This window comes from Paludibacterium denitrificans (assembly GCF_009707705.1).
Classification (GTDB): Bacteria; Pseudomonadota; Gammaproteobacteria; order Burkholderiales; family Chromobacteriaceae; genus Paludibacterium_A; species Paludibacterium_A denitrificans.
Window position 1 is genome coordinate 2,664,460 of record NZ_WLYX01000001.1, and the last position, 25,332, is coordinate 2,689,791.

The window sequence follows — 25,332 nt, forward strand, 5'->3', positions numbered from 1 at the left end:
CTAACTGCCAGCACGCCCCTTGCCATTAGCGCTGTTCGATCGGAACGAACACCGGTCTTCCGGACCAGTATAGTTGGCCGAAGGACGGATGATTTTGCCATCCTGACGCTGTTCGATCACATGTGCGCTCCAGCCTGCGGTGCGGGCGATCACAAACAGCGGGGTAAACATGGCGGTCGGCACACCCAGCATGTGGTAGGACACGGCGCTGAACCAGTCGAGGTTCGGGAACATCTTCTTCACCTCGGCCATGACGCTTTCCAGACGCTCGGCGATGTTGAACATCTTCATGTCACCGGCCTGCTGCGACAGGTTGTGTGCCACGTCCTTGATGACCTTGTTGCGCGGGTCGGAAATGGTGTAGACCGGGTGGCCAAAGCCGATGACCACTTCTTTTTTCTCTACACGGGCACGAATGTCGGCTTCAGCCTCATCCGGGTTTTCGTAGCGCTTTTGCACTTCAAATGCCACTTCATTGGCGCCGCCGTGTTTCGGGCCGCGCAGGGCGCCGATGGCACCGGTAATGCTGGAGTAAACATCCGAACCGGTACCGGCAATGACGCGCGCGGTAAAGGTGGAGGCGTTGAATTCGTGCTCTGCATACAGAATCAGCGAAATATGCATTGCCTTGACCCATTCGGCCGACGGTTTTTCACCGTGCAGCAGGTGCAGGAAATGGCCGCCGATGGTGTCGTCGTCGGTTTCGACGTTAATGCGTTTGCCGTTGGTGCTGAAGTGGTACCAGTACAGCAGCATGGAGCCGAGCGAGGCCATCAGGCGGTCGGCAATGTCACGCGCGCCAGCCAGGTTATGGTCGTCTTTTTCCGGCAGGGCGCAGCCCAGTGCGGAAACGCCGGTGCGCATCACGTCCATCGGGTGCGAGTTGGCTTAAGCAGGGCTTCCAGTACGGCCTTGACGGAGGAAGGCAGGCCACGCAGGGCTTTCAGCTTCTTCTTGTAAACGGTCAGTTCGGCTTTGTTGGGCAGTTTGCCGTGTACCAGCAGATAAGCCACTTCCTCGAATTCGCAATTCGGGGCGAGATCGAGAATGTCATAACCACGGTAGTGCAAGTCGTTGCCGCTGCGGCCTACCGTGCAAAGCGCGGTGTTGCTTAGCGGCGATGCCGGACAGAGCGACCGATTTTTTGGGTTTGCTGGTTACTGCTGCTTCACTCATGCCATGTCTCCTTAATCATCATATCGTGCGTCGAAAGACAGCAAGGCCGTGCCCTGCTGCCATCGGGCGGGAGGTGGAACCTCGTTTCGGTCTGTGGGCAGACCTGTTTATTTGTTTTTTCTTCCGGGCGAACAATGCGTCCAGTTTTTGTTCGTAGGCGTGATAGTCGAGGTGATCGTACAGTTCCATCCGGGTTTGCATGGTGTCGACCACGTTCTGCTGCGTGCCGTCGCGGCGGATGGCGCCGTAGACATTGAGTGCCGCCTTGCTCATGGCGCGGAAGGCGGAGAGCGGATACAACACCATGGCGACGCCGTTTTCACCCAGTTCCTGCGTGGTATAGAGCGGGGTGGCGCCAAATTCGGTAATGTTGGCCAGTACCGGCACTTTGACTGCAGCGGCAAATTTCTTGTACATCGCCAGGTCGGTCATGGCTTCCGGGAAGATCATGTCGGCACCGGCTTCCACACACGCCACGGCGCGTTCGATGGCGGCATCCAGACCTTCCACGGCCAGAGCGTCGGTGCGGGCCATGATGACGAAACTGTCATCGCGACGGGCATCGGTCGCCGCCTTGATGCGGTCAACCATTTCGCCTTGGCTGACGATGGCCTTGTTCGGGCGGTGGCCACAGCGTTTTTGCTGAACCTGATCTTCAATGTGCACGGCTGCCGCGGCTTTTTCCGAGCTCTTGATGGCACGGGCGATGTTGAACGCACCGCCCCAGCCGGTATCGATGTCTACCAGCAACGGCAGGTCAGTGGTGTCGGTGATGCGGCGTACGTCGATCAGCACATCTTCCAGCGTGGTGATGCCCAAATCCGGGATGCCGCAGGAGCAGGCCGCTACGCCGCCGCCGGACAGGTACAAGGCCTTGAAACCGGAATGTTCAGCCAGACGGGCCGCGTAGGCATTGACCGCCCCCACCACCTGCAAAGGTTTTTCTTGTTCTACTGCCGGGGCGAAAACGTTGACCGGCTGTGCTCATTCTTTGTCTCCTCCAACCATGAGTTTGGTGTCTTGCCATTAATTCGAGCAAGTGCTTGGTTGGAATGTAAATCATGCCGAGCGATATGGCAAGAGGCAAGGGCACGGATTCATGTTTGGCTCAAGGTCTGCTATGTTTGCGCGGTAACAGCTCGGGGGAACTCATCCATCACGCTACGGTCTAGTGTGTGTCAGCGTCGCCACCACACTATTAGACAGACAGGTGCGGCAAATCAGGGAGCATAACAACGACATGAGTGATCGTGAGATCGATCAACAGTTGGTGGAGCGTGCCCAGCGAGGTGAAAAACGAGCTTTTGACCTGCTTGTTGCCAAGTACCAGCGGCGTCTCGCCCGGCTTTTGTCACGGTTTATCCGTGACGGCTCCGACATTGAAGATGTAACGCAAGAAGCGTTTGTCAAAGCGTATCGCGCCCTGCCGTCGTTTCGCGGGGAAAGTGCGTTTTATACATGGCTGTACCGAATCGGCATCAACACCGCCAAGAATTTTCTCAGCGCCAACGGACGGCGTCCGGTGGTGAACAGCGAGATCGAAGACGAAGACGGTGAAACCTTCGATCTGGCCTCGCAGGTTCCCGACCTCAATACGCCGGAAACCGAGCTGATGAACAAGCAAATTCTGGCTACGGTCAATACGGCGGTGGAGGCTTTGCCGGAGGAGTTGCGCACGGCCATTTCGCTCAGGGAAATGGATGGTTTGTCGTACGACGAAATCGCCAAGGTGATGAATTGTCCGATCGGCACCGTGCGTTCGCGTATCTTCCGGGCGCGTGAGGCGATTGCTGCCGAATTGCGGCCTTTGCTGGATACGGCCGAAAACAAAAGGTGGTAAGTGATGAAAGAAACAATCTCCGCTTTGGTGGACGATGAGCTGGATGAGCAGGCAGCCAACGCGCTCATTGCAACGCTCAGTTCGGATGAGGCGCTCAAGTCCTGTTGGGATGAGTACCATTTGATTGGCGATGCCATGCGGGCCAATTCGCAAATCGGCATCAATGTCCGTCAACAGGTGGCACAAAGGTTGGCCGAAGAACCCACCGTTCTGGCACCACGCCGCTGGTTTGGCCCCGGCCATGGGCATGGCCGGAAATTGGGCGCCGTGGCGCTGGCCGCCAGCGTCAGCTTTGCCGCTGTCGTCGCCCTGGCAGCAGTTGGCGCACAACGATGCGGCCGTCGCCGTGGTGGCTGACCGCGGAGTGCCGGTGACGTCAGCCGTGGCAACGCCTGCGGCGGATGACCCCTATCTGCTGGCGCATCAGGAAATGACGGCAGACCAGAATATCCAGAAAGTCTCTTACGGCAATGGAGCAGGGCATTGATGCGTCTGACTGTTCTGACGGGCCTGTTGCTGCTGGGCGCCGCCCGGGTGGCTCAGGCCGACGATGATTGGGCCATGTTGCGCAAGGTGGCCCAGTCTGGCCGCCAGCAAGCCCTGACCGGCACTTACCTTCACCAAATGAACGGTGCGCTGGAAACCTTCCGCATCGTCCGCGGCATGCAGGGTGATGCCGTACAGGAAAAACGCTGGGCACTGGATGGCCCTTCGCGGGAGATCGTGCGTAGTGGCGTTGATCTGGCCTGTTTTGCGCCGGACAAGCGCGCGTTGATGGCGGCCAAAGTGAGTGCCATGCGCCTGTTTCCCGCCTTGTTGCCCGATGAAATGGCCGATATTGCCCAGTCTTATACCATCCGGAAAAACGGTGCTGACCGCGTAGCACAGCGTGACTGCAACTGGCTTGAACTCAAACCGCGGGACAAGCAACGCTACAGCATGAAATTATGCGTGGAGCCGGGTTCGGCCTTGCCGCTGAAAGTCATGACGGTGAATAACCGTGGTGAAACGGTGGAGCAATTTGCTTTCACCGAAGTAGATTTGACCGCGCCCAAGGACAAGAGCGTTTACCGTCCGCGTTACAAGCAAAGCTACGTGTTACGCAACGCCAGCATGCAGCCGCTGCCGATGTGGCGGCCAGCAGTGGGGTTTCCGGGCTGCCGCAAGGGTTCCGCCTGTTGCGAGCCGTGCAGCGCAACCTTCCCGGGCAAACCGACAAGAGCGTGCACCATCTGGTGTATAGCGACGGGCTGGTGATGATGTCGCTGTTTGTCGAGCGGCGGATAATCGTGCCGACAAGGTTATCAATCTGCACGGTGCCATCAACATGGCCAGCTTAAGCATGATGGTGGCGGGCACCAGTTGACGCTGGTGGGAGATATGCCACCGCCCGCCATTGTCAACATGCTGAAAAATCTCAGGGTGTCGTTGCACTAACACCAGAGCCGTCGTTGCAAGGTGCGATACTATCTTTTGCACTATTTGGCTGGTAAGCGAGAGTCATCTCATGCCCGGCCAGTTTGCTGTTATCTGTTATCCCATCAAGATGGAGCAATCATGTCGATCAAGAAACTGATTATTTCCGCGTCGCTGGCCGCCTCTGTCCTGGCTGGTCAGGTGTATGCGGCCGAGTTGTCGTCGCTTAAGCGACGTTGCCGGACTTTACCCGCATCGTGGCGAGTGAAGGCAAGGCGGTGGTCAACATCAGCACCACTTCTACGGTGCGTGAAGCGGTGAATACCCTGCCTGACGAGTTGAGCGGTGACCCGTTCTTTGAGTTTTTCCGCCAGTTTGCTCCTCCGCGTCAGCAGGAACATCAGGAGCGTTCGCTTGGCTCCGGCTTCATCATTTCCCCTGATGGCTATGTGATGACCAACGCGCACGTGGTGGCACGGGCAGACGAAATTACCGTCACGCTGACCGACAAACGCGAATACAAGGCGAAGGTGATTGGTTCGGATGCTCGCTCCGACGTGGCCTTGCTGAAAATCGATGCGACCAATCTGCCAGTGGTGCGCCTGAGCCGCAACGCCAGTGTGCAGGTGGGGGAATGGGTGTTGGCGATTGGTTCGCCGTTTGGCTTTGAGAATACCGCCACGTCCGGCATCGTTTCCGGCAAGAACCGCCTGCTGCCGGACGAAAACTTTGTGCCGTTCATTCAGACCGATGCGGCGGTCAATCCCGGCAATTCGGGTGGGCCGCTGTTTAACCTGCGGGGGGAAGTGATCGGCATCAATTCACAGATCTACAGCCGCTCCGGTGGTTTCATGGGCATCTCGTTCTCCATTCCGATCGATGTGGCGATGAATGTGGTGGAGCAGCTCAAAACCAAAGGCAAGGTGACGCGTGGCCGGGTGGGCGTATCGATTCAGGAGCTGAACAAGGATTTGGCTGCTTCGTTCGGGCTTGAGCGGTTAGCTGGGGCATTGATCAATGCCGTGGAGAAAAACAGCCCGGCAGCCAAGGCCGGTTTGCATCCCGGGGATATCGTGCTCAAGGTGGGTGGTCAGCCGCTGGATTCGGCTAGCGATCTGCCGCGTCTGATTGGCAGCATCCAGCCGGGCAAAACCGTGGTGCTGGATATCTGGCGCCATCGGGCTGTGACAGCGGTGCGCGTCGTGCCGGAGGAACTGAAGGATGAGGATGCTCGCAGTGTGCAGCGTGAGTACCGTACGCCGCGCCGTGCCGAGCCGGAATCGCAGGCGGTTAGCCAGTTGGGGTTGCTGCTGTCCGAGTTGACCCCGGCACAGCGTTCCCAGCTTGGTGTCGAATATGGTTTGCTTGTGCGTCAGGCCAAAGGTGCGGCGGCGCGTGCCGGACTACAGCCGGGAGATGTGATTGTCGGCGTGGCCGGTGAGGCGCTTACCAGTGCCAAACAGTTCAAGTCGGCCGTGACGGGAGTGCGCCGGGGCGCTACCATCGCGCTGCAGGTGATGCGTCGAGGGGTGACGCAATTTGTACCGTTAACCGTGGGTGAAGCCGAATGAAACTGACGTTGTATTTCCGCGAGTATTGCAGTTTGTGCCATGCCATGTTGGCCGAACTCAAGCCATGGCAAGCCAAATATGGCTTTGAACTGGAGGTGTTGGATGTGGATGCCGACCCGCTGCTCGAGGAGAAATACAACGAACTGGTGCCCGTGCTGATGCAGGGGGAGACCGAAATCTGTCACTGGCATCTTGATGCGCCGCGCCTGGCTGCATGTTTGGCTGCACAGCCGGACGAAATCGGCTAAAATCCGCGCCAGTGTGAGTTGTCAAGGGCACCCTTGCGTGCCCTTATTTTTTGCTGGATACCGATGAAAAACATTCGAAATTTCTCGATCATTGCCCATATTGACCACGGTAAATCTACCCGGCCGACCGGTTTATCCAGTTTTGCGGCGGCCTGGATGCCCGCGAAATGAGCGCGCAAGTGCTTGACTCGATGGATATCGAAAAAGAGCGCGGCATTACCATCAAGGCGCAGACGGCCGCGCTGCATTACAAGGCGCGCGACGGTCAAATCTACAACCTGAACCTGATTGATACTCCGGGACACGTCGATTTCTCTTATGAAGTGTCGCGCTCGCTCTCGGCCTGCGAAGGCGCTTTGCTGGTGGTGGATGCTTCGCAAGGCGTGGAAGCGCAAACCGTGGCCAACTGTTACACCGCCATTGATCTGGGCGTGGAAGTGGTGCCGGTACTCAACAAGATTGACTTGCTGGCGGCCGAGCCGGAACGGGTAAGTCAGGAAATTGAAGACATCATCGGTATCGAGGCGATCGATGCCGTGCGGGCGTCGGCCAAGTCGGGCATTGGCATCGAGGATATTCTGGAAACGGTGATCAGCAAGATTCCGCCGCCCAAGGGTGATCCGGATGGCCCGCTCAAGGCCTTGATCGTCGATTCCTGGTTCGACAACTATGTCGGCGTGGTGATGCTGGTGCGTCTGGTGGACGGCAAGGTCAAGCCCAAGGACAAGATCAAGTTCATGGCTACCGGCGCGGAGCATCTGGTGGAGCAGGTGGGGGTGTTCACGCCCAAGTCGGTGGCGCGTGCCAGCCTGCAAGCGGGTGAGGTGGGCTTTATCATCGCCTAAGCATCAAGGAACTGAAGTCTGCCAAGGTGGGCGATACCATCACGCTTTCGGCCAACCCTGCCAGCGAAGCGCTGCCGGGTTTCAAGGAAGTGCAGTCGCAGGTGTTTGCCGGGTTGTATCCGGTGGAATCTCACGATTACGATTCGCTGCGCGATGCACTGGAAAAACTGCAGCTGAACGATGCATCGCTCAGGTTTGAGCCGGAAGTCTCGCAGGCATTGGGCTTTGGCTTCCGCTGTGGCTTCCGGGCCTGTTGCACCGGAGATCGTGCAGGAGCGGCTGGAGCGCGAATTTGACATGGATCTCATCACCACCGCGCCGACGGTGGTGTACGAAGTGGTGATGAAGGGCGGCGAAGTGGTGCAGGTGGAAAACCCGTCCAAACTGCCTGATCCTGGCCTGTACGAAGAAATCCGTGAGCCGATCATTACCTCGCACATTCTGGTGCCGCAGGACTACGTCGGCGCCGTGATGACGCTGTGCAACCAGAAGCGTGGTGTGCAGAAGAACATGCAGTACATGGGTCGGCAGGTGATGCTCAGTTATGAAATGCCGATGAACGAAGTAGTGATGGATTTCTTCGATAAGCTCAAATCCACCAGCCGTGGCTATGCCTCGCTCGACTACGAGTTCAAGGAATTCCGGGCGGCCGATCTGGTTAAGCTGGATATTCTGGTCAACGGCGAGCGTGTTGATGCGCTATCGCTTATTGTGCATCGCCAGTCTGCGCAGTATCGTGGGCGGGAATTGGCGGCAAAGATGCGCGAACTGATTCCGCGGCAGATGTTCGATATTGCCGTGCAGGCGGCCATTGGCAGCCACATCATCGCGCGTGAAACCATCAAGGCGTTGCGCAAGAACGTACTGGCCAAGTGTTACGGTGGCGATATTACCCGTAAGAAGAAACTGCTGGAGAAGCAGAAGGCCGGTAAAAAACGAATGAAACAGGTGGGTAACGTGGAGATTCCGCAAGCTGCGTTCCTTGCCATTTTGCAGGTGGGGGATAAATAAGTGGGTGCAAACCTGTTCTGGATATTTGTCGTGGTCGCTGTGCTGGGCATTTTGCTGATTGCCTTTGGCGGCCGTAAAGAGCTGGGCGACAAGGACTGGCTAAGCGGGTATCCAGTGGGGCTATCTGGCACTGGTGATCGGTGCCTTTGGGGCCATGTCCAGCTTCATGAGCTTTTCTGCCGTGATGCTGGTGTTTGTGCTGGTGACTGGCGTGGTGTGGGCGCTGGACAAATGGCTGCTGGCTGGCAAGCGTGAGCCCGGTGCCGAGCCGAATCACTTTGTCGATTACTCCCGCGGCTTTTTTCCGGTCATTCTGGTGGTGTTCCTGCTGCGCTCGTTCGTGGCTGAACCGTTCCAGATTCCATCCAGTTCGATGCGCCCGGGGTTGGTGGTTGGTGACTTCATCTTGGTCAACAAGTTTACCTATGGGCTGCGCGTGCCGGTGCTCAACACGGTTTTCCTGCCAGTGAGCAAGGTGGAACATGGGGATGTGGTGGTGTTTAACTTCCCACCCAATCCCAAGGTCAACTATATCAAGCGGGTTATCGGTTTGGCTTAGCGATACGGTGGAATACCGCAACAAACGCCTGACCGTGAATGGCCAAGCCGTGAAGGATTTGCCGGATGGTTCTTATGACTATCTGGAGCAGGGGCTGGCCATGATCCATAACGACCAGTTCAAGGAAACGCTGGCAAGAGCTTCAAGGTACTGAATATTCCGGAGGCTCCGGTTCTGGCGCCCAGTCAGGTGATGGATTTCCCCTATCGTGATCAATGCCAGTATGATGACAATGGCTTTAAGTGCCGTGTGCCTGCTGGCCACTACTTCATGATGGGCGACAACCGTGATAACAGTCTGGATGGCCGCTACTGGGGCTTTGTCGACGACAAACTGATGGTGGGCAAGGCGTTCATGGTGTGGATGAACTTCCACGATTTGTCACGCATCGGCCACACCATCCACTGATTGGCCCGTGCAGGACTGCGACGCGGATAACATAACAACGGGGTGGAAAATGAAGCGACAACAAGGGTTAACGATTGTTTCCATTTTGTTCGTGATGATGGTGGTTGGCTTGGCCGTCATGCTGGTTTTCAAGCTGATCCCGGTTTATAGCGAATATGGCGAGATCCGCAAAACCGTGTCGGCGCTTGCCTCGGAAGGTGGCAAGAGCGAGTATGACATTCGCCGCGAGTTTACTAACCGTGCGGCAGTGGGAGACATCAGCTCCATCAAGGCGGATAATCTGGTGGTGGTAAGTGAAGGTGGTTCGGTATTTGTCCGGGCCACGTACCGCCGGGAAGTTCCCCTCTTTGCTAACGTCAGCCTGGTGTTCGACTTCGACACCCGGTGCAGGCAAATCGCCCCAACAATAACGCCGTGACTCAAACCGATAACCGCTTCCGGCGCCTCTGCGAGGCGCTGGATTATTTTTTCCTGAAGCCTCAATTGCTGCATCAGGCCATGACGCACCGCAGTTTTGGCACGCCCAATAACGAACGCCCTGGAATTCATTGGCGACAGCATCCTCAACTACACTGTAGCGCGCATGCTGTTTGACCAGTTTCCCAAACTGACCGAAGGCGAGTTGTCGCGTTTGCGCGCCAACCTGGTCAACCAGAATACGTTGGCCGAAATCGCCCATGACCTGAAACTGGGGGATTACCTTTTCCTTGGCGAGGGTGAACTGAAAAGTGGCGGGTTCAACCGTCCTTCCATTCTGGCCGATGCGCTGGAAGCCACGTTTGCCGCCGTCAGCCTGGATTCTGGTTTTCTGGCGGCAGAGCAAGTGGTACGACGGCTGTACCAATCGCGTGTGGAATCGATTGATACCACCAAGCAGGCCAAAGATGCCAAGACCCGGCTGCAGGAAGCTCTGCAGGCCCGCAAGCTGGCACTACCCAAATACCGCATCCTGATGCAGACCGGCGAGGCCCACGAGCAGTGGTTCAAGGTGGTGTGCGATCTGGGTGACCTGATGATCGAATCCACCGGTGAAGGCAGCAGCCGTTACGCGCGGCCGAGCAGCAAGCGGCTGAAGCGGCCTTGCCGTTGCTGGAGCAGAAACTGGTGGCAAGCAAGAAACGTAAATGACAGAAACTCACGCTTACCATTGCGGCTTTGTGGCCATCGTCGGACGTCCTAACGTGGGCAAGTCCACGTTGATGAATCATCTGATCGGCCAGAAAATCAGCATCACCTCCAAAAAGGCGCAGACCACACGCCACCGTGTGACCGGTATTCATACCGATGACAACGCGCAGTTCGTGTTTGTCGATACCCCGGGGTTCCAGACCTATCACAAGGGGGCGCTGAATGAAACGCTCAACAAGAGCGTGAAGGATTCGCTGGCCAATGTGGATTGTGTGCTGTTTTTGCTGGAAGCCATGCGTTTTACTGCCGCCGACCGTGAAGTGATGGCGCTGTTGCCCAAGCGCACGCCGGTGATTCTGGTCGTCAACAAGCTGGACAAGGCCAAGGACAAGGCTGCACTGGACGCGTTTATCCAGACGGTGAAGGCAGAGTTCCCCTTTGCTTCTTCCGAAGTGGTCAGCGCCAAGCATGGCCAGAGGTTGGCCGAACTCTTGGAGCAGGTGCGCCCCTATTTGCCGGAATCCATGCCGCTGTATCCGGAAGACATGGTCACCGACAAGAGTGAGCGCTTCCTTGCGGCGGAAATCGTGCGCGAAAAGCTGTTCCGCTATCTGGGGGAAGAGCTGCCCTACGAGATGAATGTCGAAGTGGAGCAGTTTGAAATGGATGGGGCATTGCGCCGCATCTATATCGCTGTACTGGTCGACAAAGAGAACCAGAAGGCCATCGTGATTGGCCGCGGCGGTGAGAAGCTCAAGAAGATTTCTACCGAAGCGCGCCCGGACATGGAAAAGCTGTTTGACGGCAAGGTGTTTCTCGAAGTGTGGGTCAAGGTCAAATCCGGTTGGGCCGATGATGTGCGCTTCTTGCGAGAGTTTGGCCTGGATTAAGCCGCCATGCCGGTTCGTATCCCGCCACCGCCTTATTGGGCGGTGATTTTTTCCTCGCAACTGCGAAGCGACGAGCCGCGTTATGCCGAGATGGCCGACCGCATGGTACGGCTGGCGCAAACGCAGCCGGGGTTTCTTGGCGTGGAAAGCAGTCACCGGGACGAGCACGGCAATGGCATTACCGTATCGTACTGGGAAAGTGTGGAGGCCATTGCGGCCGGCGCCAGCACGCCGAACATCTGGTGGCGCAACAGCTTGGCCGTGAGGTCTGGTACCAGTCTTTTTCGTTGCGCGTGGCCCATGTCGAGCGGGCTTATGATTTTTCCCGGAATGACGAGGCATGAGCCAGGGCAAGGTTGACCGGCAACTGGCCTACGTGCTGCATGCACAGCCCTACCGTGAAACCAGCCTGCTGGTGGAAGTGCTGACGCGTGATTACGGACGTTTTTCTCTGGTAGCGCGTGGCGCGCGCCGCCCGCGGGCCGATTTGCGCGGCATATTGCTGCCGTTTCAGCCGCTGACGCTGGCCTGGTTTGGCAAGAATGAAGTGCGCACCTTGCATACCGCCGAGTGGAATGGCGGGGTGCCGCAGTTGTCCGGCTTGCCGTTGATTTGCGGTTTTTATCTGAACGAGCTATGGATGAAACTAACGGCGCGTGATGATCCGCAGCCGGAAGCGTTTGCCATTTACGATCAGGCGGTGCGCGGATTGGCGCGTTCTGCCGGATTGGCAACGGTGTTGCGGCGTTACGAACTGGGTATTTTGCGCGAGATGGGCTACGTGCTTAAGCACTGGATCGTGATGGTCATGGTCAGCCGATTATGGCTTCGGCCAACTATCTGTGTGCGGCCGGTGCCGCGCCGGAACTGGATCAGGGGCAACCGCTGATCGGCCAGCTGGCACAAGTGCGTGGCAGTTCGCTACTGGCCATGGCGCGGGATGATTTTTCGGACAAGACGACTAGGCTGGAGGCGCGTGCCTTGCTGCGTGTCTGGCTGACCGGCTTGTTGGGGGCGGAGCCGCTGGCTTCGCGTGAACTGTTGCAGGCCATTAACGCGCTCTCCGATTGAGCGCAGGCCTGTGGTGCCACACTTCCGTCGGCCGGGCCATATGTCTGGGCGACGTTCATGGCTCTGGGAGCAATAATGATTCTGCTTGGTGTCAATATCGATCATGTAGCCACGCTGCGCCGGGCGCGTGGCACCCGTTACCCTAGCCCGATAGAAGCGGCGCTGGTGGCGGAAACGGCTTAGCGCCGACCTGATTACCCTGCATTTGCGCGAGGATCGCCGGCATATTCAGGATGCCGATGTGGTGGCCATGCGTCAGGTCATCAAGACGCGCATGAATCTGGAAATGGCGATGACGCCGGAGATGCTGGCCAATGCGCTGGCTGTCAAACCGGATGATGTCTGTCTGGTGCCGGAAAAGCGCGAGGAAGTGACGACCGAGGGCGGTCTGGACGTGATTCGCTACTTTGATCAGGTGCAGGAGTATACCAAGGCCCTGAGTGAAGCCGGGATTCGGGTGTCGATCTTTATCGACCCGGACACGCAGCAGATTGAATCGGCCCATGAGGCTGGCGCGCGGGTGATCGAGCTGCACACCGGCGCGTATGCCGATGCGCCTACTGCGGCACAGCAGGCGGTGGAACTCAATCGTATCCGCCATGCGGCGATGTTTGGCGTGCATCAGGGCATGGTGGTGAATGCTTACCACGGCTTGAGTTATCACAATGTCAAACCGGTGGCCGAGATTCCGGAAATCTCCGAACTCAACATCGGCCACGCCATCATCAGCCAAGCGTTGTTTGTTGGCCTGCCACAAGCGGTGCGCGACATGAAGGCGCTGATGGTCGAAGGTAACGCGACGCGCACCTGTAAGCCGGAGCAGGGATGATTTACGGTATTGGCACCGATCTGGTGGAAATCGCCCGTATGCATTCATTGCTGCAACGCTGGGGCGACAGCATCGGACGGCGCCTGTTGGCCGCTAGCGAGCTGCCCGACTTTGCCCGTGCCGTCGATCCGGCGCGCCTGTTGGCCAAGCGTTTTGCTGCCAAGGAAGCGCTGGCCAAGGCACTGGGCACCGGCGTGCGGGCACCGGTGTTGTTGACGGCGATGGCCGTGTCGCATGATGCCTTGGGCAAACCGGTGTTCGAGTTGGCGCCGCCCTTGCAACAGTGGTTGGCTGAACGTGGTATCGGCCATTGCCATCTTTCGATTAGTGACGAGCGTGAGCACGCGCTCGCTTTTGTGGTTCTGGAAAGCGTTTCGGCCAACCTTGCCACTTCCTGATGGATTCCTCATGTCTCAACTGACTCTTGCGCGCGGCCCGGTAATGGTGGACGTGGCTGGCCCGGCGCTCACCGATGCCGAACGCGCCCGGCTGTGCCACCCGCTGGTGGGCGGTGTGATTCTGTTTCGCCGCAATTTCCAATCGATTGAACAGCTCAAGGCGCTGACGGCCGAGATTCACGCGTTGCGCCACCCGGCGTTGCTGATTGCCGTCGATCACGAGGGCGGACGCGTGCAGCGCTTTCTGGACGGTTTCACCCGTTTGCCGCCGATGCGGGTGCTGGGCGAAGCGTGCGAGCGCGATGCAGGCACCGCCAAGCAGTTGGCCGAACAGGCGGGTTATGTTCTGGCGGCAGAATTGCGCGCCTGTGGCGTGGATTTGTCGTTTACTCCGGTGCTGGATCTGGACTGGCAGCAATGCGCGGTGATTGGCAATCGCGCCTTCCATCGCGATCCGGCCGTGGTGAGCGAACTGGCGCTGGCATTGCAACGCGGGCTGGCACGCGGTGGCATGGCTACCTGTGGCAAGCATTTCCCCGGCCACGGTTTTGTCGCAGGTGACAGCCACCATGTCATGCCGGTGGACGCGCGCACTCTGGAGCAACTGCGGCAGGACGATCTGGTGCCGTTTGCCCGCCTCAGTCAGGCCGGGCTGACTTCGGTGATGCCAGCGCACGTGGTCTATCCGGCCGTGGACAGCCAACCGGCCGGGTTCTCGTCGCGCTGGTTGCAAGACATCCTGCGCGGCGAACTGGGTTTTGACGGCGTGATTTTCTCCGACGATCTAGGGATGGAAGGAGCCGCCGCCGCCGGTGGGTTCGTGGCGCGGGCCGATGCCGCGCTGAAGGCTGGCTGCGATATGGTGTTGGTCTGCAACCAGCCAGCGCGCGCCGACGAGGTGTTGGCGGGCTTGGTGCCGCCTCCGCAACCACGGCTGGCTGAGCGGCTGCAACGCATGGCGGGACAGGGCGAGGCGGCCGATTGGCAGGCGGTGCTTGCCAGTGCCGATTTTGCCGTCGCCCGTGCGCAGGTGGCGGCACTGGCCATGCCAAAAGACGCCATGGCAGGCCCGGCGGTGGGCGAGGCCAATTGAACATAGCAAGCCAATGAGCAGCTAAAAAGCCGGTCACATGACCGGCTTTTTTATTGGGCAGGGTTGGCCGAAAGCCGCGTCAGCGCGGCAGGTCGTTCCAGTTTTTCATCAGCCGTTTCATGGAGACCGGATACGGCGTTTTCAGCTCCTGAGCAAACAGGCTGACGCGCAATTCCTCGATTTGCCAGCGGAAGTCCAGCAACTCGGCCGACGGTTCGCCACGGTCCACCTCGGCGGCGACACGCTGTTCCCATTTTTGCCAGAGTTCGCGGATTTCCGCTCCGCGCTGGCCATCGCGTTGCGGGTTGGCTTAAGCTGTTTGTCCAGCCGCATGCCCATGGCCTTGATGTAGCGCGTTAAGTGCGGGAGCTGGCTCCACGGCGTGGCGGCGAGAAAACCCGGATAAACCAGTTTGCCCAGTTGCTGTTGCAGCTCGGCCCCCAGCTTGTGCTTTTGCAGGCGTGGCCACAGCGCGTTGTATTCGCCGCCGATCTGGTTCAGGTATTGGGTGACGGCCTGAATCACCGCCGGTAGCCGGGTGCGTGCGCGGGCTTTTTGCTCGTTGAAGGCTTTTTCACTACGAGGCAGCGGGTCGTCACCGATGAAGGCGCGATCGCAGATGCAGGCGATGGCATCGGCCAGCAGCTGATCGACGTTGGCCACGTTACGTAGTTGCAGGCCGATCTGGGTCATGCCGGGCAGGCCCTTGCCCAGTTGTTTCATCTGTTCCTTCAACTGCAATTGCAGCAGACGGATCACGCCCTTGCGGTGTGCTCGTTCGGCCGCCAGCTCGGTATCGTACAAACGTAGCGCGACGCGGCCTTCTTCTTCCAGCGTCAGCGCCGGGTAGCCGGTGAGTTGCTGACGGCCACGGGCAAACTGGATGGAGGCGGGCAGTTCGCCCAGATCCCAGCTGACCACGTTGTCGCGTTCGAATTCGCTGCTGGTATCGCGGAAGGTGAGTTGCGCCGCCTGACCAAACTGTTTTTGCAGCGCCAGCACATCCCGTCCCAGCCCGATTTCCTGCTTGCCGTCATCGATGATGCGGAAGTTGAACAGCAGGTGGGCGGGCAGGGTGGCCAGATCAAAGTCCGCCGGATCAACCTTGACTCCACCGGTTTCGCGCAGGATGAAGCGTGCCAGCTGCGGCGCGATCGGCAGGGTTTGGTCAGGGTTGGCCGAAAGGAAGCGGGTGACAAAATCCGGCACCGGCACACAGCAGCGGCGAATCTGCTTGGGCAGACTCTTGATCATGGCCTGCAGTTTTTCGCGGATCATGCCGGGGACCAGCCATTCGAACGGCGCCGGTTCCAGCCGGTTGAGGATGGCCAGCGGCACGTCCACGGTGACGCCATCCAGCGGATGGTTGGGTTCAAAGCGGTATTTCAGGCGCAATTTGCCGTCGTCCACTTCCAGCCATTCCGGAAACTGGTTTTCCGTCACGTGCTGGGCGGCGTGGCGCATCAGTTCATCGCGCGTCAGGAACAGCCGTTTGGGTTCGTTTTTTTCCGCTTCCTTGCGCCAGGCTTCAAAGCTGGCGGCGTCCACCACGTCAGTAAGCAGACGTTCGGCGTAGAAGGCAAACAGGGCTTCCTCATCCACCAGCACGTCCTGACGGCGGGCCTTGTGTTCCAGTTGTTCCACCTGCCGGATCAGTTGTTGATTGTGCTGGAAGAACGGCGCCGGGCTGCTGTAGTCCATCGCCACCAGCGCGCCTCGGATAAACAGTTCGCGCGCTTCTTCCGGCGCGATGCGGCCGTAGCTGACCGGGCGGCGCGGGATTAGCGGCAGGCTGAACAGCGTGACGCGTTCGCTGGCCACCACTTCGCCGCGTGCCTTGTCCCAGTGCGGATCAAAGTAGTGGTACTTGACCAGATGCGGCGCCAGTTTTTCCACCCATTCCGGTTCGATCTTGCCCACGCAGCGTGCGTAGAGCTTGCTGGTTTCCATCAGCTCTGCCGCCACCAGCCACTTCGGTTTGGCCTTTTTCAGGCCGGAGCCGGGGAAAATGTGGAAATGCAGGCCACGCGTACCCAGATAGTCGTCGCCTTCCAGTGACTTCATGCCCAGATTGCCGATCAGGCCGGTGATCAGCGCTTTATGCAGCCCTTCGTAAGCGACGGCATTCAGCTGCTGGCGTTTCTTTTCGCTCATGGTCTGTTGGGCGCTGGTGTCAGGGGCGGCGTGGGCAGCTTCGCGCTGGATCAGCCCCATGTCGGCGGCGATTTCGGCCAACTGTCCGTGCAGCTCGCGCCATTCGCGCAGGCGCAGGTACGAGAGGAAATGCTCGTGGCACAGGTTGAGCAACTGGCGGTTGGATTTCTTGTGCTTGAGCGCGTCGCTGAAGAAATCCCACAGATGCAGGTACGACAGGAAGTCAGACTTGTCGTCGTTGAAGCGTGCCTGGGCGCGCTCGGCGGCATCGCGTGCCTCGAACGGCCGCTCGCGTGGGTCCTGAATCGACAGCGCGGCAGCGATGATCAGCACTTCGCGCACGCACTGGTATTCCCGCCCGGCCAGCAGCATACGGCCAATCTTGGGGTCTACCGGCAGGCGCGCCAGTTCTTTGCCGATGGCGGTGAGTTCGCTCTTGTCATCCACCGCCCCCAGTTCGGTCAGTACCGGTAGCCGTCGGCGATCAGGCGGCTGGACGGCGGCTCAATAAACGGGAAGTCATCCACCCGGCCCAGACGCAGCGCGGCCATGCGCAGGATGACGGCGGCCGGTTGGAGCGCACGATTTCCGGGTCGGTAAACGCTGGGCGCGCGTTGAAGTCTTCTTCGCTATACAGCCGGATGCACACCCCGGCCTGAACCCGACCGCAACGGCTTAACCCCGTTGGCGCGCGGCCGCCTGCGAGATGTTTTCCACCTGCAATTGTTCGACCTTGGCGCGCGGCGAGTAGCGGTTGATCCGCGCATGGCCAGTGTCGATCACGTACTTGATGCCGGGAACGGTGAGCGAAGTTTCCGCCACGTTGGTGGCCAGCACGATGCGTCGGCCACCGGAAGGTTTGAAGATTTTTTGCTGGTCTTCGTTCGACAGGCGGGCAAACAGCGGCAGGATTTCATAGCCACGAATCCCGGATTTGCGCAGTTTTTCTGCCGTGTCGCGGATTTCACGCTCGCCCGGCAGGAACACCAGCATGTCGCCGGGGCCAAGGCGCGACAGCTCGTCCACTGCGCCGACGATGGCATCTTCCATTTCCACTTCGCGCTCGTCTTCGTCGCGTTCGGCCAACGGGCGGTAGCGGACTTCCACCGGATAGGTGCGGCCGGAAACCTCAATCACCGGTGCGTTGTTGAAGTGGCGGGAAAAGCGGTCGGCATCGATGGTGGCCGAAGTGATGATGACTTTCAGCTCCGGCCGACGCGGCAGCAGTTGCTTGAGAAAGCCCAGCAGGAAGTCGATGTTGAGGCTGCGTTCATGCGCCTCGTCAATGATGATCGTGTCGTAGTTTTCCAGATAGCGGTCGGTCTGGGTTTCGGCCAACAGGATGCCGTCGGTCATCAGTTTGACCACCGAACGCTCGGACAGCTTGTCGGTAAAACGCACCTTGAAACCGACGTGTTCGCCCAGCGGGCTGCCCAACTCCTGCGCGATGCGAGTGGCAACCGAGCGTGCTGCCAGCCGTGGCTGGGTGTGGCCGATCAGGCCATACACGCCGCGTCCCAGTTCCAGACAGATCTTGGGGATCTGCGTGGTTTTGCCCGAGCCGGTTTCACCGCAGATGATGACCACCTGATGCGCGCTGATCGCCGCCTTGATGTCGTCCAGCTTCTGGTTGACGGGCAGTGCGTCGTCAAACTGCGGTTGCGGCAGATGGGCGCGGCGGGTGGCGGCGCGCTGGCTGGAGCGGTCGATCTGGCTGGCGATGTCGGCTAACAGTTTGTCCGTTGGCTGCTGGAGTTTGAGTCGTTCCTGCGCATCGGACAGTTTGCGCCGCAGGCCATGGCGGTCGCGGATCAGACAGGTGGACAGGGCAGCTTTGAGTTCGGACAACGGGCGGGTGGTGGTCATGCGTGAGAAAGATCGGCAAAAACAGGACAGCCGCCAGTATACCAGAGCGCAGGGGCCGGGATTCTGGCCAAGGTTGGCCGAAAGGCCGGTGATGGGGGCGGAAGCCCCCGGCCAGCGGCGTGGTCGGGGGATGAGAGTGTGTAATCAGTCGTGAACCGGTGCGGGCGACAGGGCGCGGCGCACAGTGTCTTCGTCCAGCGCACTCGAGCAAAGCTCGATAAAGCGGTAGGCGTAGCTGCGCAGATAATGGCCACGGCGTATCGCCAGTCGCGTGGTCTGGCTGCCAAACAGCGCTGGTCCCGGCAGCTCGGTAATGCCCTGATCGCGTGCCGGATCGACCGCCATGTTGGCGACAATGCCAATCCCCATGCCCAGTTCGACATAGGTTTTGATCACGTCGGCATCCAGTGCCGCCATGACGATATCCGGCGATAGCCCAGCCTCGGCAAAGCTGCGGTCGATTTGCGCGCGGCCGGTAAAGCCTTGGTGATACGTCACCAGCGGGTAGTCGCTCAGCGCTTCCAGCGTGAGCGGCTGCACCTGTTGCAGCGGGTGGTCGTTGGGGGCAATCACGGTATGGTGCCAGCTGTAATAGGGGAACGACACCAGATCGGGCACGTCGGCCACCGCCTCGGTAGCGATGCCGATGTCGGCCTCGCCATCCAGTAGCAGGCGAACCAGTTCGTCCGGGCTGGCCTGATGCAGCACCAGATGCACGCGCGGATAGGCCTGTTTGAAAGCGGTAACCACGCGCGGCAACGCATAACGCGCCCTGGGTGTGGGTGGTGGCCACGGTGAGCTGGCCCTGATCGCGCTGGCTGAACTGTTCGGCCAACCTTTTGATGTTGCTTAGGCGTCCAGCAGCATGCGTTCCACGATGGTCAGCAGCTCCTTGCCCGGATCGGTCAGGCCAAGAAAGCGTTTGCCCTTGCGCACAAACAGCTCAACGCCCAGTTCGTCTTCCAGATCCTTGATGTGTTTGCTGACCCCGGACTGCGAGGTGAACAGCGCATTGGCCACTTCGGTCAGGTTGAAGTTCTGCCGGACGGTTTCCCGGATAATGCGTAATTGCTGGAAATTCATTGCACACCTGCCGTTTCCTGTTGCGCAAACACGCGTACCGAGCGTGGTTGCAGTCGTACTGCTGTACCGGTTTGCAGCAGCGGATTGTTTTGCCGTTCGTGCTTACCAGTTCCACATCAAAATGCTGCCCGGCCACACTGTCGGTGCCTTCCAGTTCCACCCGGGTGAGGGCGCCCAGCGTCAGGACGCGGGTGATGCGGGCGGGTAAGCCTGCGCCCTCGGCGGGCAGAATGTCCAGCTCATGCGGCCGCACAAAGCCCACCACCTCATGGCCGTGCTCATGCTCCGGCGTTGCGGTGGGCAGCGTGGTGCCGCCCAGATCGATACCCTGTGGCGTACTGACTCCGGCAAAGCGATTGGCCGTGCCGAGAAACCCGTAGACGAACGACGTGGCCGGGTGGCGATACACCTCATCCGGCGTGCCGATCTGCTCGACCTTGCCGTGGTTCATCAGCACCACGCGGTCGGCCACTTCCAGTGCTTCTTCCTGATCATGGGTGACAAAGATCGAGGTGATGTGCAGCTCGTCGTGCAGACGGCGCAGCCAGCGGCGTAGTTCCTTGCGCACCTTGGCATCCAATGCGCCAAACGGCTCGTCCAGCAGCAGTACGCGCGGCTCGACCGCCAGTGCGCGTGCCGGGGCAATACGTTGGCGCTGGCCGCCGGAGAGCTGGGCCGGGAAGCGGTCGGCCAGCCAGTCCAGCTGCACCAGTTGCAGCAGCTCGTGCACTTTGCGTTTGATCTCCGCTTCCTGCGGGCGCTCTTTGCGCGGCTTCATGCGCAGGCCAAACGCCACGTTGTCGAACACCGACATGTGGCGGAACAGCGCATAGTGCTGGAAGACAAATCCCACTTGTCGTTCGCGCACATGGGTGAGTGAGGCGTCTTCGCCATCCAGCAGCACCGTGCCGCTGTCGGCCTGTTCCAGCCCGGCGATTACGCGCAGCAGCGTGGTTTTACCGCAGCCGGACGGACCGAGCAGGGCCACCAGCTCGCCGCTGTTGAAATCCAGAGACAGGTTGTCCAGCGCCACAAACGAACCAAACGTCTTGTTGATGTGTTGTACCTGAATGCTCATGTCAGTCTTCCTGTGCCACGGCCGGGCGCGGCTCACTTGCCATTCCACCCAGCTCTTGATGATCAGCGTAACCAGCGCCAGCATGGCCAGCAGCGATGCCACGGCAAAAGCGGCCGCAAAGTTGTATTCGTTGTAAAGAATTTCCACGTGCAGCGGCAGCGTGTTGGTTTCGCCACGGATATGCCCCGATACCACCGACACGGCGCCAAATTCACCCATGGCGCGCGCGTTGCTGAGAATCACGCCATACAGCAGCGCCCACTTGATGTTGGGTAAGGTGACATGGCGGAACACTTGCCAGCCACGAGCCCCCAGTACCACCGCCGCTTCTTCTTCCTCGCGCCCTTGCGCCTGCATCAGCGGAATCAGCTCGCGGGCGATAAACGGCACGGTGACAAAAATGGTGGCCAGCACAATGCCCGGCACGGCAAAGATGATCTTGATGTCGTAACTGTCCAGCCACGGGCCCAGCCAGCCGTGCGTGCTGAACACCAGCACGTAGATCAGGCCCGCCACCACTGGCGACACGGAAAACGGCAGATCAATCAGGGTGATCAGCAACTGCTTGCCACGGAAATCAAAACGCGTGATCGACCAGGCGGCTGCCACGCCAAACAGCAGGTTGAGCGGCACCGCAATGGCGGCGGCTGTCAGGGTTAGCCAGATGGCGGAGCGTGCCTCCGGTTCGGTAATCGCTTCCAGATAGGTATCCCAGCCTTTGGCGAGGGCCTCGACAAATACCACCAGCAGCGGCAATACCAGAAACACGGCGAAGAAGCCGAGCGCCACGGTCAGAATCAGCGCCTTCACCCAGCGCGGTTCGCGGGTAGCCTCGCGCTGCTCCAGCAGCCCGGCGCGTTGCTGTGTCAAATGCAAAGATGTCGCACCAGCCATTATTCGCTCCTTCCATGACGACGGGCCGTCCAGGCCTGCAGCGCATTGATGGCCAGCAACAGCAGGAAGGACACCACCAGCATGACCGAGGCGATGGCGGTAGCCCCGGCATAGTCATACTGTTCCAGCTTGCTGATGATCATCAGCGGCGTAATCTCCGACACCATCGGAATATTGCCGAGCAATGAAAATCACCGAGCCGTATTCCCCCACCGCACGGGCAAACGCCAGAGCAAAGCCGGTCATCAGCGCCGGTTGCAACATCGGCAAGATGACATGGCGGAAGGTTTGCCAACGATCCGCCCCTAGGCAGGTGGCGGCTTCCTCCAGCTCGCTATCCAGATCCTGCAAAACCGGTTGTACGGTACGCACCACAAACGGCAGGCCAATAAACACCAGTGCCACCAGTACGCCGAGCGGGCCAAAGGCAATCTTGATGCCCAGTGGTTCCAGATACTGTCCCAGCCAGCCATTGCTAAGCATACAACGCGGTCAGGGCAATGCCGAGCGACCGCCGTGGGCAGGGCAAAGGGCAGGTCGACCAGAGCATCCACCAGTTTTTTACCGGGGAAGCGGTAGCGCACCAGCGACCGAGGCCAACAGCAGGCCAAATACGCTATTAATCGCCGCGGCCAGCAGCGCCATGCCAAAACTCAGCCGGTAAGACGCGAGCACGCGCGGCGCCGTGACGGTTTGCCAGAAATCGGCCCATGGCAAGGTAGCCGTCTTGAGAAACACGGCTGCCAGCGGAATGAGCACGATCAACGACAGGTAAGTGAGGGTGTAACCCAGCGACAGGCCAAAGCCGGGCAGAACACGCGGCAGGGTCGGTGATTTCATACGTCGACCTCCGCGGGGCAATGAGGATAAGCAAGCATGCAGACATCCTTATCTAAATAACTGTAAACAGGATATTGGCTGCCGCCTTATTCTAAAAATAATGATTTCTTCGTTGCTTATTCAATAATCGGGAAAGTGATTCTGGATTTTTTATATAACCGTACGTTATTAATTTTTGGCATAAGCGGAACGCGCTTATCCCGGTTATCGGGATAGGGCGGCAAAGGCAGGGCAAGGGGAGAAAACAGGATGAATCTCAGAACGAACCCAGCAGCCAGCCTTCGTTTTGCTGACGTAACTGCTGGAAAATTTCCAGCAACTGGCGTTGCTGACTGGGGCTGCCTGACTGGGTTTTAAGCGTTTCGAAACGACTGCCCCACGCATTGGCCAGTGTGACACTGGTACTGAAGCGTGGCAGCCAGGGCATCGGGCGGTGGGCACACCACCACGCTGGGAAACGGCAACAGCGCTGGCGATGTGCTGCCTTCCTGTGGCATTACCAGTAACGCCCCATAGCAGCGATCCGCGTGCTGCACGGCCAGCTGCAGTGCTTGCGCGCAGGCGTGGCCAAACGCAATCAGCCACAGGTTGCCGGTATGCTGTGACAGCCATTCGGCCAACCCTTGTGTATCGGTCAGATGGGTGGCCGACAGGGCTGCCACCAGTTGGCTCTCCAGCGTCTCACCACCATCGTGTTGCCCGGAGAGCAAAACGATGGTGGTGGCGGGGGTGGCCGGGGTATCAGTGGGCTTGAATCTGGTCAAAGATGCCACCGTCGTCAAAATGCACCTTCTGGGCTTTGGCCCAGCCACCAAATACGCCATCAATGGTAAACAGCTTGACCTTGGTAAAGGCGTGGGCATATTTGGCAGCCACCTTCGGATCGCGCGGCCGGTAATAGTTTTGCGCGGCAATCTCTTGGCCTTCCGGTGAATACAGATAGCGCAGATAGGCTTCCGCTTCCTTGCGGCTGCCGTGTTTGTCCACCACCTTGTCCACCAGGCTGACCGAAGGTTCGGCCAGAATCGACACCGACGGCGTCACGATCTCGAATTTGTCCGGCCCCAGCTCCCGGGTGGCCAGATAGGCTTCGTTTTCCCACGAAACCAGCACATCGCCGATCTGGCGCTGGGCAAAGGTAATCAACGAACCGCGTGCGCCAGAGTCCAGTACCTTGACGTTGCCATACACCTTTTTGACAAACTCGCGCGCTTTGGCCGGGCTGCCCCCCGGCTGTTTCAGCGCGTAGCCCCGTGCAGCCAGATAGTTCCAGCGGGCGCCGCCGCCGGTTTTCGGATTGGGAGTCACGATACTGATACCGGGGCGGGCGAGGTCGTTCCAGTCGCGGATGTGCTTGGGGTTGCCCTTGCGCACCAGAAACACAATGGTCGAGGTATAAGGCGATGAGTTATTGGGCAGGCGTTTTTGCCAGTCGGCTTAGGCAGCAGATTGGCTTTTTGATGCAGGGCATCGATGTCGTTGGCCAGTGCCAGCGTCACCACATCGGCTTCTAGCCCGTCAATCACCGCGCGGGCCTGTTTGCCGGAGCCGCCATGTGACTGCTTGATGCTGACGGTTTCTCCCGTTTTGGCTTTCCAGTACTTGGCAAACGCCTTGTTGAAGTCCTGATACAGCTCGCGCGTCGGGTCATACGACACATTCAGCAGGTTGATGTCGGCAAACGCCGGGGCGGCGCTACCGGCCAACAGCGCCAGCGCCATGGCAAGAGTGGTGCAACGTTGAAAAGTCATGGGCGATCCTGAAAGTTGCCTACGGCAGTGGCAGCGGCCCTCCGCTATGCATAATCAAGCAGAGGGCCGCCTCTGGGCGTTAGTGAGAATGGATCTGGTCAAACACGCCGCCATCGGCAAAGTGTGTTTTCTGCGCTTTTTGCCAGCCGCCAAACACGCTGTCGATGGTAAACAGCTTCACCTTGGCAAACTGGTTGGCATATTGCGCGGCAATTTTCGGGTCGCGTGGGCGATAGAAGTTATGCGCGGCAATGATCTGCCCTTGCGGGGAATACAGATAATGCAGGTACGCTTCGGCCACTTTGCGCGTGCCGTGCTTGTCCACCACCTTGTCCACCACGCTGACCGGCGGTTCGGCCAGAATCGAGAGTGACGGCGTGACGATATCGAACTTGCCCGGCAGCTCCTTGGTGGAGAGGTAGGCTTCGTTTTCCCGGTGCAATCAGCACGTCGCCGATCTGGCGCTGGGTAAAGGTGATGGTCGCCCCGCGAGCGCCGGAATCGAGTACCTTCACGTTGCCATACAGCTTGCGGACAAACTCCTTGGCCTTGGTGGCATTACCCCCCGGCTGTTTCAGTGCATAACCCCGGGCGGCCAGATAATTCCAGCGGGCGCCGCCACTGGTTTTCGGGTTGGGGCTGACCACTTCCACGCCCGGCTTGATCAAGTCGTTCCAGTCCTTGATGTGTTTCGGGTTGCCCTTGCGCACCAGAAACACAATGGTCGAGGTATAAGGCGACGAATTATTGGGCAGCCGTTTTTGCCAGGTGGCAGGTAACAGATTGCCGTTTTGATGCAGGGCATCGATGTCATAGCCCAGCGCCAGCGTCACTACATCAGCCTCCAGCCCGTCAATCACCGAACGGGCCTGTTTACCGGAGCCTCCATGTGACTGCTTGATGGTGATGCTTTCGCCGGTTTTGCTCTTCCAGTAGCTGGCAAAGCTCTTGTTGAAATCCTGATACAGCTCGCGCGTCGGATCATACGACACGTTCAATAGCGTAACACTGGCAAGGGCCGGGGCGGCGGCACCAGCCAACAGGGTGAGGGCGGTGGCAATCGTAGTGAGACGGCGAAGCAGCATCTTGTTTTCCTTTGTTTTCAGGTGGGTGCTTAAGCTAACTTTACTGTGCACCTCTTAGTCTAAGAACAAATAAAAACAGAGAAACTAATTCAATTTAG

At 59.1% G+C, this 25,332-nt stretch carries 18 protein-coding genes and 14 pseudogenes; 18 read left to right on the plus strand and 14 right to left on the minus strand.

The features are described from left to right. Nucleotides 1-25 precede the first annotated feature (25 nt). Both prpC and prpB read right to left on the minus strand, forming a co-directional pair. Nucleotides 26-1,176: pseudogene (gene prpC / locus GKE73_RS17195) on the minus strand (bifunctional 2-methylcitrate synthase/citrate synthase). A gap of 123 nt (nt 1,177-1,299) precedes the next feature. Continuing rightward, nucleotides 1,300-2,112, minus strand: a pseudogene (gene prpB, locus GKE73_RS17200) (methylisocitrate lyase); the annotation flags it as partial. 304 nt (nt 2,113-2,416) lie between these two features. Here prpB and rpoE point away from each other — a divergent pair. The 18 genes and pseudogenes from rpoE (at nt 2,417) to nagZ (ending at nt 14,483) form a co-directional block, all read left to right on the plus strand. After that, a complete protein-coding gene (rpoE, locus tag GKE73_RS17205; protein ID WP_230370903.1) occupies nt 2,417-3,016 on the plus strand; it encodes an RNA polymerase sigma factor RpoE in 600 nt (199 codons plus the stop codon). 3 nt (nt 3,017-3,019) lie between these two features. Next, complete coding sequence (locus GKE73_RS17210) at nt 3,020-3,373, plus strand: sigma-E factor negative regulatory protein (RefSeq protein ID WP_230370904.1); 354 nt, start codon at nt 3,020-3,022, stop codon at nt 3,371-3,373. Next, nucleotides 3,366-3,503: a hypothetical protein gene (locus GKE73_RS17215; RefSeq protein WP_230370905.1), complete on the plus strand. Its 138-nt coding sequence runs from the start codon at nt 3,366-3,368 to the stop codon at nt 3,501-3,503. Before GKE73_RS17210 ends, GKE73_RS17215 begins: the two co-directional genes overlap by 8 nt. After that, nucleotides 3,503-4,273, plus strand: a complete 771-nt coding sequence (locus tag GKE73_RS25055; RefSeq protein WP_230370906.1) for a sigma-E factor regulatory protein RseB domain-containing protein — start codon at nt 3,503-3,505, stop codon at nt 4,271-4,273. Before GKE73_RS17215 ends, GKE73_RS25055 begins: the two co-directional genes overlap by 1 nt. Next, a complete protein-coding gene (locus tag GKE73_RS17225; protein WP_230370907.1) occupies nt 4,204-4,356 on the plus strand; it encodes a hypothetical protein in 153 nt (50 codons plus the stop codon). The genes GKE73_RS25055 and GKE73_RS17225 overlap by 70 nt, the downstream gene beginning before the upstream one ends. Before the next feature lie 312 nt (nt 4,357-4,668). Next, on the plus strand, nt 4,669-6,003 hold the full coding sequence (locus tag GKE73_RS17230) for a DegQ family serine endoprotease (RefSeq protein WP_230370908.1): 1,335 nt from the start codon (nt 4,669-4,671) through the stop codon (nt 6,001-6,003). Then, a complete protein-coding gene (locus tag GKE73_RS17235) occupies nt 6,000-6,251 on the plus strand; it encodes a glutaredoxin family protein (protein ID WP_230370909.1) in 252 nt (83 codons plus the stop codon). Before GKE73_RS17230 ends, GKE73_RS17235 begins: the two co-directional genes overlap by 4 nt. A 63-nt stretch (nt 6,252-6,314) precedes the next feature. Further along, nucleotides 6,315-8,107 (plus strand): annotated as a pseudogene (lepA, locus tag GKE73_RS17240) (translation elongation factor 4). Next, a pseudogene (gene lepB / locus GKE73_RS26125) lies at nt 8,108-9,074 on the plus strand (signal peptidase I). 49 nt (nt 9,075-9,123) lie between these two features. Continuing rightward, nucleotides 9,124-9,492, plus strand: coding sequence for a DUF4845 domain-containing protein (locus tag GKE73_RS17250; RefSeq protein WP_230370910.1), 369 nt, complete (start codon nt 9,124-9,126; stop codon nt 9,490-9,492). Further along, nucleotides 9,489-10,202: pseudogene (rnc, locus tag GKE73_RS17255) on the plus strand (ribonuclease III). Before GKE73_RS17250 ends, rnc begins: the two are co-directional and overlap by 4 nt. After that, on the plus strand, nt 10,199-11,092 hold the full coding sequence (gene era / locus GKE73_RS17260) for a GTPase Era (protein WP_230370911.1): 894 nt from the start codon (nt 10,199-10,201) through the stop codon (nt 11,090-11,092). Before rnc ends, era begins: the two are co-directional and overlap by 4 nt. A 6-nt stretch (nt 11,093-11,098) precedes the next feature. Further along, a complete protein-coding gene (locus GKE73_RS17265; RefSeq protein WP_230370912.1) occupies nt 11,099-11,452 on the plus strand; it encodes an antibiotic biosynthesis monooxygenase family protein in 354 nt (117 codons plus the stop codon). Then, nucleotides 11,433-11,981, plus strand: a complete 549-nt coding sequence (recO, locus tag GKE73_RS17270; RefSeq protein WP_230370913.1) for a DNA repair protein RecO — start codon at nt 11,433-11,435, stop codon at nt 11,979-11,981. Before GKE73_RS17265 ends, recO begins: the two co-directional genes overlap by 20 nt. After that, nucleotides 11,915-12,163: a hypothetical protein gene (locus tag GKE73_RS17275; protein WP_230370914.1), complete on the plus strand. Its 249-nt coding sequence runs from the start codon at nt 11,915-11,917 to the stop codon at nt 12,161-12,163. The genes recO and GKE73_RS17275 overlap by 67 nt, the downstream gene beginning before the upstream one ends. A 78-nt stretch (nt 12,164-12,241) precedes the next feature. Continuing rightward, a pseudogene (gene pdxJ / locus GKE73_RS17280) lies at nt 12,242-12,992 on the plus strand (pyridoxine 5'-phosphate synthase). Further along, entirely contained in the window at nt 12,989-13,390 is a 402-nt protein-coding gene (gene acpS / locus GKE73_RS17285; RefSeq protein WP_230370915.1) for a holo-ACP synthase, read from the plus strand. The pseudogene pdxJ and the gene acpS overlap by 4 nt, the downstream one beginning before the upstream one ends. 10 nt (nt 13,391-13,400) lie before the next feature. After that, entirely contained in the window at nt 13,401-14,483 is a 1,083-nt protein-coding gene (gene nagZ / locus GKE73_RS17290; protein WP_230370916.1) for a beta-N-acetylhexosaminidase, read from the plus strand. A gap of 79 nt (nt 14,484-14,562) precedes the next feature. Here nagZ and GKE73_RS25075 read toward each other — a convergent pair whose 3' ends face one another. The 12 genes and pseudogenes from GKE73_RS25075 to GKE73_RS17345 form a co-directional block, all read right to left on the minus strand. After that, the gene (locus tag GKE73_RS25075; protein ID WP_376767380.1) at nt 14,563-14,712 is read right to left on the minus strand and encodes a DUF3418 domain-containing protein; all 150 of its coding nucleotides are present in this window, start codon (nt 14,710-14,712) and stop codon (nt 14,563-14,565) included. Between the two features lie 110 nt (nt 14,713-14,822). Then, nucleotides 14,823-17,084 (minus strand): annotated as a pseudogene (gene hrpA / locus GKE73_RS25080) (ATP-dependent RNA helicase HrpA); the annotation flags it as partial. Beyond that, a pseudogene (gene hrpA / locus GKE73_RS25085) lies at nt 17,079-18,317 on the minus strand (ATP-dependent RNA helicase HrpA); the annotation flags it as partial. The pseudogenes hrpA (GKE73_RS25085) and hrpA (GKE73_RS25080), both read right to left, overlap by 6 nt. A 54-nt stretch (nt 18,318-18,371) precedes the next feature. Next, a pseudogene (locus GKE73_RS27050) lies at nt 18,372-18,503 on the minus strand (hypothetical protein); the annotation flags it as partial. A 144-nt stretch (nt 18,504-18,647) separates the two neighbouring features. Beyond that, nucleotides 18,648-19,262, minus strand: coding sequence for a LysR substrate-binding domain-containing protein (locus GKE73_RS17310; RefSeq protein ID WP_245393860.1), 615 nt, complete (start codon nt 19,260-19,262; stop codon nt 18,648-18,650). A gap of 90 nt (nt 19,263-19,352) precedes the next feature. Then, nucleotides 19,353-19,523 carry a LysR family transcriptional regulator gene (locus tag GKE73_RS17315; RefSeq protein ID WP_230371516.1) on the minus strand — a complete coding sequence of 57 codons (171 nt, stop codon included), beginning with the start codon at nt 19,521-19,523 and terminating at the stop codon, nt 19,353-19,355. Between the two features lie 59 nt (nt 19,524-19,582). Then, nucleotides 19,583-20,664: pseudogene (locus GKE73_RS17320) on the minus strand (sulfate/molybdate ABC transporter ATP-binding protein). 51 nt (nt 20,665-20,715) lie between these two features. Beyond that, nucleotides 20,716-21,558 (minus strand): annotated as a pseudogene (cysW, locus tag GKE73_RS17325) (sulfate ABC transporter permease subunit CysW); the annotation flags it as partial. Next, nucleotides 21,558-22,398, minus strand: a pseudogene (gene cysT, locus GKE73_RS17330) (sulfate ABC transporter permease subunit CysT). The pseudogenes cysT and cysW, both read right to left, overlap by 1 nt. A 353-nt stretch (nt 22,399-22,751) precedes the next feature. Next, nucleotides 22,752-23,162 carry a hypothetical protein gene (locus tag GKE73_RS17335; protein ID WP_230370917.1) on the minus strand — a complete coding sequence of 137 codons (411 nt, stop codon included), beginning with the start codon at nt 23,160-23,162 and terminating at the stop codon, nt 22,752-22,754. Further along, nucleotides 23,140-24,149, minus strand: a pseudogene (locus GKE73_RS17340) (sulfate ABC transporter substrate-binding protein). Before GKE73_RS17340 ends, GKE73_RS17335 begins: the two are co-directional and overlap by 23 nt. Nucleotides 24,150-24,228: 79 nt before the next feature. Beyond that, nucleotides 24,229-25,234: pseudogene (locus tag GKE73_RS17345) on the minus strand (sulfate ABC transporter substrate-binding protein). Nucleotides 25,235-25,332: the final 98 nt, after the last annotated feature.